The organism is Streptomyces sp. DSM 110735 (genome assembly GCF_016482685.1).
GTDB lineage: Bacteria > Actinomycetota > Actinomycetes > Streptomycetales > Streptomycetaceae > Streptomyces.
Genome location: NZ_JACYHF010000001.1, coordinates 1 through 12,874, shown reverse-complemented (window position 1 = coordinate 12,874; position 12,874 = coordinate 1). Strand labels below are relative to the sequence as shown.

7 protein-coding genes, 1 tRNA gene and 1 pseudogene are annotated in these 12,874 nt (G+C 73.1%); 8 read left to right on the top strand and 1 reads right to left on the bottom strand.

Annotated features, from left to right (window positions below):
- Positions 1 to 179: 179 nt before the first annotated feature.
- The 8 genes from IF655_RS00045 to IF655_RS00010 all read left to right on the top strand — a co-directional run bounded on the left by IF655_RS00045 (position 180) and on the right by IF655_RS00010 (position 12,670).
- The gene (locus IF655_RS00045) at positions 180 to 776 is read left to right on the top strand and encodes a small secreted protein (RefSeq protein ID WP_199581311.1); all 597 of its coding nucleotides are present in this window, start codon (positions 180 to 182) and stop codon (positions 774 to 776) included.
- A 133-nt stretch (positions 777 to 909) separates the two neighbouring features.
- On the top strand, positions 910 to 2,442 hold the full coding sequence (locus tag IF655_RS00040; RefSeq protein WP_199581310.1) for a class I SAM-dependent methyltransferase: 1,533 nt from the start codon (positions 910 to 912) through the stop codon (positions 2,440 to 2,442).
- A 294-nt stretch (positions 2,443 to 2,736) separates the two neighbouring features.
- On the top strand, positions 2,737 to 2,934 hold the full coding sequence (locus IF655_RS00035) for a hypothetical protein (protein ID WP_199581309.1): 198 nt from the start codon (positions 2,737 to 2,739) through the stop codon (positions 2,932 to 2,934).
- Positions 2,935 to 3,171: 237 nt separating this feature from the next.
- Positions 3,172 to 6,003 (top strand): type I DNA topoisomerase, encoded by a 2,832-nt coding sequence (gene topA / locus IF655_RS00030; RefSeq protein WP_199581308.1) that lies wholly within the window; start codon positions 3,172 to 3,174, stop codon positions 6,001 to 6,003.
- A 184-nt stretch (positions 6,004 to 6,187) separates the two neighbouring features.
- Complete coding sequence (gene tmk / locus IF655_RS00025) at positions 6,188 to 9,307, top strand: dTMP kinase (RefSeq protein WP_199581307.1); 3,120 nt, start codon at positions 6,188 to 6,190, stop codon at positions 9,305 to 9,307.
- Positions 9,308 to 9,489: 182 nt separating this feature from the next.
- The gene (locus IF655_RS00020; RefSeq protein ID WP_199581306.1) at positions 9,490 to 10,695 is read left to right on the top strand and encodes a DNA polymerase III subunit delta'; all 1,206 of its coding nucleotides are present in this window, start codon (positions 9,490 to 9,492) and stop codon (positions 10,693 to 10,695) included.
- Positions 10,696 to 10,855: 160 nt separating this feature from the next.
- Positions 10,856 to 12,493: an alpha/beta hydrolase gene (locus IF655_RS00015; protein WP_199581305.1), complete on the top strand. Its 1,638-nt coding sequence runs from the start codon at positions 10,856 to 10,858 to the stop codon at positions 12,491 to 12,493.
- Positions 12,494 to 12,596: 103 nt separating this feature from the next.
- A tRNA-Thr gene (locus tag IF655_RS00010) sits at positions 12,597 to 12,670 on the top strand.
- Between the two features lie 63 nt (positions 12,671 to 12,733).
- Here IF655_RS00010 and IF655_RS00005 read toward each other — a convergent pair.
- Positions 12,734 to 12,874: pseudogene (locus tag IF655_RS00005) on the bottom strand (3-dehydroquinate synthase); the annotation flags it as partial.

Here is a 12,874-nt window from a genome sequence, read left to right as displayed (position 1 = left end):
GGGCACCCGCGCTTTCCTGTGGGCGCCCGCACGTTTCCTGTGGGCAGCCGCACGCCGTGAGCCTTCTCTCCTGCGGTGCGAAGCATGACAAAAGCCGACGTAGAGGGCGTTCGCCAGGGGGAAGGTGTGGTCCGGCGTGTAGATTCCGGGGGCCGAGAGCCAGGGAAGGGACCGATCCTGTGAACAAGAAGCTCGCGGCCGCACTGTCCGGCGGTGCGGTACTCATAGTCGCGCTGACCGGATGCGGCGGCAAGAGCGAGGGACCCGACCCCAAGCTGGGGGTCTGGGCCAAGTCGGTGTGCGACGCCGTACCCGCTCAGGACAAGAAGATCAGCGCCGCCAACGCGTCCATCGCGAAGATCGCCTCCGACAGCGACCTCGCGCCGAAGGACGCCAAGGAGACCTACGCCCAGGCGTTCCAGGACATGTCCGAGGGCTACAAGGCGATCGCCGACGCCATCAGCCACGCCGGTGCGCCCCCCGGCGTCCAGGACGGCGCCAAGCGCCAGCAGGACGCGGTGAAGAACCTCAACGACCTCTCCACGTCGTACGCCGACCTGAAGAAGAAGGTCGACGACCTGGACACCAAGGACCAGGGCGAGTTCGCCAAGGGTCTGCACGACGTCGCCGACCGCACCAAGGCGATCGGCCGGCAGAGCGACAGCGGCACCGAGGCGCTCAAGCGCCTGGAGCAGGGCGACGTCCGCGAGGCGATCGCGGAGCAGCCGAGCTGCAAGGCGTCGGGCTCGGCGTCGGCACCCGCGCAGGCGGGCTGACGGCACCCGCCTGGGCCGGGCGCGCGGCGAAGCCGCTCAAGCCCGCCGTCCGCCGCCCGGCGCCCCGCCCGCTGCCCGGCCGCCCCGGCCGGGCGACACCGGTCACCCCGGCGCGGCGGGCCACAATGGGGACGTGACTGACACCGGCTCCGCTCCCCTGCCCGCCGCCGACCGACCCGGCACCACCGCCCTGCTGCGCGACGCCCTGCTCGCCGCCTCCTTCACCGCCGACGGTCTGCTCGACCTGCTCGGCGCCCCCGCGTACGCGGCGCTGGCCCGCAGCGAGACCGTGCCCGCGCTCCGGGCGACCCGTGGCGACACGCCGCTGGAGGCGCTGGTGCGGCTCTTCCTGCTCCAGCAGCCGGTGCCGTCCGCGCGCCTGACCGGCGTCCTCCCCGTCGACGACGCGGTGGACGCGGGCTGGCTCACCCGGGTGGGTGACGACGAGGTGGCCGCGACGGTGGACGTACGGCCGTACGGCGGTCCCGACGGCGAGGACTGGTTCATCGTGTCCGACCTCGGCTGCGCGGTCGGCGGCGCGGGCGGCATCGGACAGCGCGCCGAGAACGTCGTCCTCGGGGTGGGCGGCGCCTCCACGACGCTGGCCGGGATCACCGTGCGCACGCCCGTCGGTTCCGCGCTCGACCTCGGCACCGGCTCCGGCATCCAGGCGCTGCACGCCGCCCAGCACGCCACGCGCGTGACCGCCACCGACCTCAACCCGCGCGCCCTGCACATCACCGCGCTCACCCTCGCGCTCTCCGGCGCGCCCGCCGCCGATCTGCGCGAGGGCTCGCTGTTCGAACCGGTGTGCCAGGACGAGACGTTCGACCTGATCGTCTCCAACCCGCCCTTCGTCATCTCGCCCGGCGCCCGCCTCACCTACCGCGACGGCGGGATGAGCGGGGACGATCTGTGCCGCACGCTCGTTCAGCAGGCGGGGGAGCGGCTGAACGAGGGCGGGTTCGCGCAGTTCCTCGCCAACTGGCAGCACGTGGAGGGGGAGGACTGGCAGGAGCGGCTCAGGTCGTGGGTGCCGCGCGGGTGCGACGCGTGGATCGTGCAGCGCGAGACGCAGGACGTCACGCAGTACGCCGAGCTGTGGCTGCGGGACGCCGGGGACCACCGCGAGGACCCGGCGGAGTATCAGGCGCGGTACGACGCCTGGCTCGACGAGTTCGAGGCGCGCAAGGTCAAGGGGATCGGCTTCGGCTGGATCACCCTGCGCAAGACCTCGGCGGCCGAGCCGTCCATTGTCGTGGAGGAGTGGCCGCACGCGGTCGAACAGCCCCTCGGCGACGCGATCCGCGCCCACTTCGAGCGCGTCGCCCATCTGCGCGAGCACGACGACGCGGCTTTGCTGGAGGGGCACTTCAGGCTCGCCGCCGAGGTGGTCCAGGAACAGGTCGGGCTCCCCGGTGCCGAGGACCCCGAGCATGTGGTGCTCCGTCAGCACCGGGGCATGTGCCGTGCCACCAAGGTCGACACCATCGGCGCGGGCTTCGCGGGCGTGTGCGACGGCACGCTGAGCGCCGGTCGCATCCTGGACGCCATCGCCCAGCTCGTCGGCGAGGACCCGGTCGCCCTGCGCGACCGCACCCCGGCCCAGATCCGGCTGCTGGTGGAGCAGGGCTTCCTGGAACCGGTCGGCGAACAGGTCGGCTGACCGGCACGGAAAGGCTGACCGACACGGAACGACCGGCACGGAAAGGGCGGGTACGGCTGCCGTAGCCGCCCTCGCCGCGCCTGCGTAACCGCCACCCGATCTTCGCCGTACGCCGGGGGCTCCGCGCCGCGCGCCGGAAACCGGCGGGAGAACGGCCGGAAAGACGTGCCCTGCGCCCTCGTCCCGGTCCGGCGGAGTCCGCCGTTCACCCGGATGTCGCCCCCCTGTCGATCGCCCGTGGCACGCTCCCCGCGCCGAAGCAGGCAGAAGCGGGAAGAGAGGGGCGGGCGGGGCATGGAGAGCGGTCCGGCGGTGTTCGCGGGAGTGGTGTTCGCGCTGTTCGGAGGGGGTCTGCTGGTGTGGACCGGGGTCCGGGTGCGGCGGGGGGAACCGGTCGCCCAGGGGGTCGGGCAGACCCTGTCGGCGAGCCTCGCCGCGGTCGGCGGAGCCGTGGCGCTCGGACTCGCCGCGTACTGCCTCACTCGTCTCTGACATCCGGGGCGGAGCATCGCGCTCCGGACGCGGGCCACGGACCTGCCGGGCACTCCGGGCGGCAGGAATGCCGGTAGTCGGGTTACCGTTCGAGTGGCCGTTGTGGGCTTTTCCCGTTTGACACGGGGGCGGGATGTACCGTCACACTCCGCAGCGTCACACGTGCCAGAAGCACGCCGCGACCCCGGGACCAAGCCCCTGGGGAGGCCACAGCGTCGACCGGAGAGAAGAGCGAAGTTGTCCCCGACCAGCGAGACCGCACAGGGCGGCCGCCGACTCGTCATCGTCGAGTCGCCTGCCAAGGCGAAGACGATCAAGGGTTACCTCGGCCCCGGCTACGTAGTCGAGGCGAGTGTCGGGCACATCCGGGACCTTCCCAGCGGCGCCGCGGAGGTGCCGGAGAAGTACACCGGTGAGGTCCGCCGCCTCGGTGTGGACGTGGACCACGACTTCGCGCCGATCTATGTCATCAACGCGGACAAGAAGGCACAGGTAAAGAAGCTCCGGGACCTGATGAAGGACTCCGTCGAGCTGTTCCTCGCCACCGATGAGGACCGCGAGGGCGAGGCCATCGCCTGGCACCTCCAGGAAGTCCTCAAGCCGAAGATCCCCGTCAAGCGGATGGTCTTCCACGAGATCACCAAGGACGCGATCCGCGAGGCCGTCGCCAACCCGCGCGAGCTGAACAAGAAGCTGGTCGACGCCCAGGAGACCCGCCGCATCCTCGACCGCCTGTACGGCTACGAGGTCTCGCCGGTCCTGTGGAAGAAGGTCATGCCGAAGCTGTCGGCGGGCCGGGTCCAGTCGGTGGCCACCCGGCTCATCGTCGAGCGCGAGCGCGACCGCATCGCCTTCCGCTCCGCCGAGTACTGGGACCTGACCGGTACCTTCGCCACCGGTCGCGCCGGTGACCCCTCCGACCCGTCGTCGCTGGTCGCCCGCCTCCAGACGGTCGACGGGCGCCGGATCGCGCAGGGTCGCGACTTCGACTCCCTCGGGCAGCTCAAGAGCCCGAACACCCTCCACCTGGACGAGGCGAACGCCCGCGCCCTCGCCGCCGCCCTGGAGACCACCCGGTTCTCCGTGCGCTCGGTCGAGTCCAAGCCGTACCGCCGCTCGCCGTACGCCCCGTTCCGTACGACCACGCTCCAGCAGGAGGCGAGCCGCAAGCTCGGCTTCGGCGCGAAGGCGACCATGCAGGTCGCCCAGAAGCTGTACGAGAACGGCTACATCACGTACATGCGTACCGACTCCACGACGCTCAGCGACACCGCTGTCGCCGCGGCTCGTGCGCAGGTCACGCACCTGTACGGCGCCGACTACCTGCCGCCGCAGCCGCGCACCTACGCGGGCAAGGTCAAGAACGCCCAGGAGGCGCACGAGGCGATCCGCCCCTCCGGCGACCGCTTCCGCACGCCCGCCGAGACCGGTCTGACCGGCGACCAGTTCCGGCTGTACGAGCTCATCTGGAAGCGCACCGTCGCCTCCCAGATGAAGGACGCGGTCGGCAACAGCGTCACGGTCAGGATCGGCGGCACCTCCGCCGACGGCCGGGACGTCGAGTTCAGCGCCTCCGGCAAGACGATCACCTTCCACGGCTTCCTGAAGGCGTACGTCGAGGGCGCCGACGACCCGAACGCGGAGCTGGACGACCGCGAGCGGCGGCTGCCCCAGGTCGCCGAGGGCGACCCGCTGGCCGCCGACGCGATCACGGTCGACGGCCACGCCACCAAGGCTCCGGCCCGCTACACCGAGGCGTCCCTGGTCAAGGAGCTGGAAGAGCGCGAGATCGGTCGCCCGTCGACGTACGCGTCGATCATCGGCACGATCCTGGACCGCGGCTACGTCTTCAAGAAGGGCACCGCCCTCGTGCCGTCCTTCCTGTCCTTCGCCGTGGTCAACCTGCTGGAGAAGCACTTCGGCCGGCTCGTCGACTACGACTTCACCGCCCGCATGGAGGACGACCTCGACCGCATCGCGCGCGGCGAGGCCCAGTCCGTGCCGTGGCTCAAGCGCTTCTACTTCGGCGAGGGTCTGGAGGACTCCGGTGCCGCCGCCGACGCGGGCAACGGCGACGGCGACCACCTCGGCGGTCTCAAGGAACTGGTCACCGACCTCGGCGCGATCGACGCCCGCGAGGTGTCCTCCTTCCCGGTCGGCGACGGCATCGTGCTGCGCGTGGGCCGCTACGGCCCGTACATCGAGCGGGGCGAGAAGGACACCGAGCAGCACCAGCGCGCGGACGTCCCCGAGGACCTGGCGCCCGACGAGCTGACGGTCGAGCTGGCCGAGGAGCTGCTGGCCAAGCCCAGCGGCGACTTCGAGCTGGGCGCCGACCCGGTCACCGGCCACCAGATCATCGCCAAGGACGGCCGCTACGGCCCCTACGTCACCGAGGTGCTCCCCGAGGGCACCCCGAAGACCGGCAAGAACGCGGTCAAGCCGCGCACGGCATCCCTCTTCAAGTCCATGGCGCTCGACACGGTCACCCTCGACGACGCCCTGAAGCTGATGTCGCTGCCCCGCGTGGTCGGCACGGACGCCGAGGGCGTGGAGATCACCGCGCAGAACGGCCGCTACGGCCCGTACCTGAAGAAGGGCACCGACTCGCGCTCGCTCACCTCCGAGGACCAGATCTTCACGATCACCCTGGAGGAGGCGCTGGCGATCTACGCCCAGCCCAAGCAGCGCGGCCGGGCCGCCGCCAAGCCGCCGCTGAAGGAGCTGGGCGACGACCCGGTCTCCGGCAAGCCGGTCGTGGTCAAGGACGGTCGCTTCGGTCCCTACGTCACCGACGGGGAGACCAACGCCACCCTGCGCTCCGGCGACAGCGTGGAGGAGATCACCCCGGAGCGCGGCTTCGAACTGCTCGCCGAGAAGCGGGCCAAGGGTCCCGCCAAGAAGACGGCGAAGAAGGCCACGGCCAAGAAGACCGCCCCGGCGAAGAAGACCGCCGCCAAGAAGACGGCGGCGAAGAAGACCGCCGCCAAGAAGACGACCACGGCGAAGAAGACCGTCGCGGCCGCCAAGAAGACGGCGTCGTCCGGCACTTCCGGCACGGAGGACTGAGCCCGCGGGACTCCTCCCGTACGCGCCTTCGGGACACTTCCCCCGACGCCCCGGTACCGCCACGCGCGGTGCCGGGGCGTCGGCGTGTCGCCGGGATGTGAGCACCCGGTGTACGTCCGGGGCAGAGCGGGACCGAGGGGGCAAGGAGGGCATGGGTGTCAGCGGCTGCGGATAGGCTGAACGCATGACGCGAGCCGAGCAGCCAACGGCCCCCACCCCAGCACCGGACGACGCACTGGTCGCGGATTCCCGCGAACGCGCCGTCCGTTCCCTGCTGCGCCGACCGGACCTGCGACGCCTGTGCGGCGCACACCTCGTGAGCGGTACGGGCGACGCCCTGGCCCTGCTCGTGCTGGTCCTCCTCGTCCTCCAGGCGGCGGTGTCGCAGGGCGCCTTCGGCGGGGGGTACCGGGGCGTGGCCTTCGCCGTCGCGGTCGTCTTCGCGGTGCGCGTGCTGGCCACCCTGCTCTTCGGCGCCGTCCTGCTCGGCCCGATGAGCACCCTGACCGCGCCGGACGGCCCGCTGGACCGGCGCTGGACCATGGTCGGCGCCGACGGCGTGCGTGCCGCGCTGCTGCTCGTCGCGCCCCTGTGGATCGACTGGACACCGGACAACGCGCTCGCCGTCCTGCTCGTCACCGCCTTCGTCACCGGTGTGGCCGAGCGGCTGTGGACGGTGTGCCGCGAGAGCGCGGCGCCCGGTCTGCTGCCCGCCCCGCCGCCCGAGGGCGCGACCGTGCGCCCGCTGCCGGACCACCTGGACGCCCTGCGCCGCCTCGCGCTGCGCACCGGCTTCCTCGCCGTCCCGCTGGCGGCCGCCGCGCTGGTCGTCGCCTCCCTGTTCAACAACCTCCTTGCCACCGGCATCACCTGGTTCGACCAGCACCACGCGGCCCTCGCGTCGTACGTCGCGGCCGGACTGTTCGCCGCCTCCCTGTCCGTGCTCAGCGCCCTGAAGCTGCCCGGCACGCGCACCCCGCGCCCGCGGTCGCCGCTGGAGGGGCTGCGCCGCCCGCGCAGCGCCGCCGGTGTGGACAAGGGCCGTACCGGCGCCGTCCTGCCGCTCGTCATCGCCTGCGCCGCCGTCGCCGGTGCCATCGCCGCCGCCGTCTCCGTGTGCGTGCTGCACGCCACCGACCTGGGCGGCGGTCCGGTGCTCTACGGCCTCCTTGTGCTCGGTCTGACCGGTGGCGTCGGCGTCGGCATCCGCAGCGCGCCCGCGCTGCTGTCCTCGCTCTCGCGCCGCAGGTTCCTCGCGCTGGCCATAGCGGTCACCGGCATCGCCCTGCTGGCCGCAGGGCTCGTCCCGGACGTCACCACGGTGCTGCTCCTGGTCACCCTCGCCGGTGTCGCCGCGGGCGTGTCCGCGAACACCGGGCACGCGCTGCTCGACCAGGAGACCGAGGAATCCCGCCGGGCGCGCATCACCGAGCACCTGCACGCGGTGGTCCGCGTCTTCATGGCGCTCGGCGTCCTGATCGCCCCCGTGGTCGCCGGGCTCATCGGCCGCCACCGGCTGGAGAGCGGTCGCTTCGTCTTCGCGCACGGCGGCGCCTCGTTCACCCTCATGCTGGTCGGCGCGCTGCTGCTGCCGATCGCCGTCCTCGTCCTCGCCAAGGTCGACGACCGCTCCGGCATCCCGCTGCGCCAGGACCTCAAGGACGCCCTGCTCGGCGGGGACGACCCGGTGACCGCCCCCGCGGCGAACGGATTCTTCATCGCCCTGGAGGGCGGCGACGGCGCCGGCAAGTCCACCCAGGCCGAGGCGCTCGCCGAGTGGATCCGCGGCAAGGGACACGAGGTCGTCCTCACCCGCGAGCCGGGCGCCACGCCGGTCGGCAAGCGGCTGCGCTCGATCCTGCTCGACGTGTCCTCGGCGGGGCTGTCCCACCGCGCGGAGGCGCTGCTCTACGCGGCGGACCGCGCCGAGCACGTGGACACCGTCGTACGCCCCGCCCTGGAGCGCGGCGCCGTCGTCATCTCGGACCGGTACATCGACTCGTCCGTCGCCTACCAGGGCGCCGGGCGCGACCTCTCCCCGACCGAGATCGCCCGCATCAACCGCTGGGCCACCCATGGTCTGGTCCCGCATCTGACCGTGCTGCTCGACGTGCCGCCGGAGACCGCCCGCGAGCGGTTCACCGAGGCGCCCGACCGCCTGGAGTCGGAGCCCGCCGAGTTCCACGCGCGCGTGCGCTCCGGCTTCCTCACCCTCGCCGCCGCCGACCCCGGCCGCTATCTGGTCGTGGACGCGGGGCAGGAGCCCGAGTCCGTCACCACCGTGATCCGGCACCGGCTCGACGTCGTCCTCCCGCTCTCCGAGGCCGAGATCAAGGCGCAGGAGGAGGCACGCAAGAAGGCTGAGGAGGACGCGCGCCGCAAGGCCGAGGAAGAGGCGGCGCGCAAGGCCGAGGAGGAGCGCGTCGAGCGCGAGCGCCAGGAGACGCTGGCCCGGCTGCGCGCCGAGGAGGAGGAGCGCAAGCGGCGCGAGCTGGAGGAGGCGCAGCGCCGCGAGGCGGAGCGCCAGGCGGAGGAGGCCAGGCGCCGGGCTGAGGAGGCTCACCGGCGCGCCGAGGAGGAGCGGCAGCGGCTGCTCGCCGAGGAGAAGGCCCGCGCCGCCGAGGAGGCGCGCCGCAGGGCGGACGAGGAGCGCCGCCGCCGCGAGGCGGAGGAGGAGGCGCGGCTGCGCGCCGAGGCCGAGGCTCTGCGCCTGGAGAAGCAGCGCAAGGCGGAGGAGGCTCTGCTGCGCGCCGAGGAGGCCCGTCGGCACGCCGCCGAGGCGGCCGCGGCAGCCCAGGAGGCGGCCCGCCGCCGGGGCGCCCCGCAGTCGGCGGACCGGTCCACGCCCCCGGAGGCGACGACCATGCCGACGCCCGTCATCTCGCTGAACAAGGACGACGCGCCGCGCTCCGCGCCCCGCGCGGTCGACGAGACGGTCCCGACCCCGGTCGTCGACCCGGACGCCGACCGCACGGCGGTGCTGCCCCCGGTGCGCGACGAGCGCCGCGAGTCCGAGGTCACCGCCGAGGTGCCGCGTCCCCCGGCGGGCGCCACGGACGAGACCGCCGTGCTGCCCCAGGTGCCGTCCGGCGCCTTCCGCGACGCGCGGTCCGGCGCCGACGACAGCACCCGCGAGATGCCCCAGCTCGGCGCCGACGGCCGCCCGCGCCCCGACTGGGCCGAGGAGACCCCGCTGGACGACCTGCCGTCGCTGGCGGACGAACTGCTCGGCTCGTACGACGAGCGTGAGTACGGCGCGCGTGACGAGGACGAGGGCAGGCGGGGCCGTAACCGGCGCCGCTGAGCACTGGCTGAGGCGGCGCCCCCGGAGCACGGGTACGGCTCCGGGGGCGCCGCCTTTTCACGTGCTCGCCGGATGCCCGTTTTCGGCGTTGTCGGTGCTCCCCCGCACAATGGAGGCGGATCCGCGCGGTGCGACGTGCGCGGTGTGACGGTGCGCGGTGTGACGGAAGGGCGGCGTGACCCATGACCGTATGGGACGACCTCGTCGGGCAGGAGAAGGTCGGCGCGGTGCTGGAAGGCGCCGCGCGGGACGCCGACGCGCTCGTCACGGCCGCCTCCGCCTCCGAGCCGCCGCCGGAGTCGTCGCGGATGACCCACGCCTGGCTGTTCACGGGTCCGCCCGGCGCGGGACGCAACCAGGCGGCGCGCGCCTTCGCCGCCGCCCTCCAGTGCGTGAGCCCGGACCGCGCCCTGGGCGGCGTGCCCGGCTGCGGCTTCTGCGACGGCTGCCACACCGCGCTGCTCGGCACCCACGCGGACGTCACCTCGGTCGCCGCCGTGGGCGCGGAGATCCTGGTCAGGGACATGCGCGACACGGTCCGCAAGTCCTTCACCGCCCCGGCGAACGGCCGCTGGCAGATCATCCTCGTGGAGGACGCCGAGCGGCTGAACGAGAAGTCGGCCAACGCCGTCCTCAAGGCGGTCGAGGAGCCCGCCCCGCGCACGGTGTGGCTGCTGTGCGCGCCCTCCATCGAGGACGTGCTCCCCACGATCCGCTCCCGCTGCCGCCACCTGAACCTGCGCACGCCCCCCGTGGACGCCGTCGCCGACATGCTGGTGCGCCGCGACGGCATCGAGCCCGAGGTCGCCGCGTCCGCCGCGCGCGCCACCCAGGGGCACGTCGACCGCGCCCGCCGCCTGGCCACCGACCCGGCGGCCCGCGAGCGCCGTGCCGCCGTGCTCAAGCTGCCGCTGCGCCTGAGCGAGGTCGGCGCCTGCCTCAAGGCAGCCCAGGAGCTGGTCGACGCCGCCGCCGAGGACGCCAAGCAACTGGCCGAGGAGATGGACGGCAAGGAGTCCGAGGAGCTGAAGGCGGCGCTCGGCGCGGTCCAGGGCGGACGGCTGCCGCGCGGCACGGCGGGCGTGATGAAGGACCTGGAGGACATGCAGAAGCGCCGCAGGACCCGTACCCAGCGCGACAGCCTCGACGTGGCCCTCGGCGACCTCACCGGCTTCTACCGCGACGTCCTCGCCCTCCAGCTCGGCTCCCGCATCGCGCTGGCCAACACCGACGCCGAGGACGCGCTCGACCGCATCGCCCGCTCCAGCTCCCCGGAGTCCACCCTGCGCCGCATCGAGGCGATCGCCGCGTGCCGTGAGGCGCTGGACCGCAACGTGGCTCCGCTGCTGGCGGTCGAGGCGATGACGATGGCGCTGCGGGCGGGGTGAGCCGGGGGCGCGCGGCGGGCGATGGGCGCCGTCCCTCGTACGAGGCACGCATGGACGGGGGCGCGCGGCGGGTGGTGACCGCCGGACGACGCCGTCCCTCGTACGAGGCACGCGCGGCACCCAACGTGTCCACGCCATCGCGCAGGGTTACGCTCGCCTGATGCAGACCGAGCCTTCTCCGCGCCGGTTCTCCCGGACGCTGTCCCCGGGGCCGCGCGCGCCCCGCACCGTCGGCACCCGTGCCCGCGCCACCGCGGCTCTCCTCGTGGCTGCCGCGCTGCCGCTGACCGCCTGCTCGGCCACCGGCCCGACCGACGCCTCGGCCGCCGGGACGGTCCAGGGCGCGGTGCTGCCCCCGTTGCCGAAGGCGACCCCGGCCGCGCTCGCGCCGTACTACTCCCAGCGGCTGAGCTGGCGCGCGTGCGGCGCCGCCGGGTTCCAGTGCGCGACCTTCAAGGCGCCGCTCGACTACGACAAGCCCTCCTCCGGCGACGTCAAGCTCTCCGTCGTCCGCAAGAAGGCCACCGGCAAGGCGAAGCCGCTCGGCTCCCTGCTGGTGAACCCGGGCGGTCCGGGCGGCTCGGCGATCGACTACCTCCAGCAGTACGCGGCGCTCGGCTATCCGGCCGAGGTACGCGCCCGGTACGACATGGTCGGCATGGACCCGCGCGGGGTCGGCCGCAGCGATCCGGTCGAGTGTCTCGACGGCCGCCAGATGGACGCCTTCACCGAGACGGACCTGACCCCCGACAGCCCGAAGGAGACGGACGCGCTGGTCGCGGCGGACAAGGGCTTCGCGGAGAGCTGCGGCGCGCACTCGGCGCGGCTGCTGCGGCACGTCTCCACCGTGGAGGCGGCCCGCGACATGGACATCCTGCGCGCCCTGCTCGGCGACCAGAAGCTCAACTACGTGGGCGCCTCGTACGGCACGCTCCTCGGCGCGACCTACGCCGGGCTGTTCCCGCAGCGCACCGGTCGCCTGGTGCTGGACGGCGCGATCGACCCCTCCCTGGACGCCCGCCAGGTCAACCTGGACCAGACGGCGGGCTTCGAGACGGCTTTCCAGGCGTTCTCCCGGGACTGCGTGAAGCAGGCGGACTGCCCGCTGAACAGCAAGGACCACACCCCGGACCAGGTCGGAGAGCGCCTGCAGTCGTTCTTCCGCCAGCTCGACGCCCACCCCCTCCCGGCGGGCGACGCGGACGGCCGCGAGCTGGGCGAGTCGCTGGCGACCATCGGCGTGGTCGCGGCGATGTACGACCAGGGGCTGTGGGAGCAACTGCGCGAGGCGCTGAAGTCGGCCATGGACGAGCACGACGGCGCGGGTCTGCTGGCGCTCGCCGACATCTACTACGAGCGCGACGCCAAGGGTCACTACAGCAACCTGATGATGGCCAACGCGGCCGTGAACTGCCTGGACCTCCCGCCCGCCTTCTCCGGTCCGGACCAGGTGGCGAAGGACGTCCCGCGGTTCCGCAAGGCGTCCCCGGTCTTCGGCACGAGCCTCGCCTGGGCGTCCCTGAACTGCACCTACTGGCCGGTCAAAGCCTCCGGCACCCCGCACCGCATCGAGGCCGAGGGCGCCGCCCCGATCGTGGTCGTCGGCACCACCCGTGACCCCGCCACCCCCTACCGCTGGGCCCAGTCCCTCTCCCGCCAGCTCGCCTCGGGCCGCCTCCTCACCTACGAGGGCGACGGCCACACCGCCTACGGCCGCGGCAGCACCTGCATCGACACCGCGATCGACACCTACCTCCTCAAGGGCACCCCGCCCGCCCAGAACAAACGCTGCACCTGACCTCCCCGCCCCACCGGCCCCCGCCCCGGGGGCCGGTACGACCACCCCTCGAACCTGTGTAGACTTACCGACGTTGCCACGCACCCCGGTGCACGCGCAGCACGCCGCTTTAGCTCAGATGGCCAGAGCAACGCACTCGTAATGCGTAGGTCTCGGGTTCGAATCCCGAAAGCGGCTCAGCCAAAGGTCAGGTCGCAGATTCTGTGACCTGACCTTTTGTGTTGCTTCGGATGCGGCGCGTCACGCGACGGCACTGTAGGCGGCGAGGAGGACGGCGGGGTCGGGTCCTTCCAGGACGGTGGGTCGGGCGAGGCCGTCCAGGACGATGAAGCGGAGCAGGTCGCCGCGGGACTTCTTGTCGACCTTCATGGCTTCGACGAG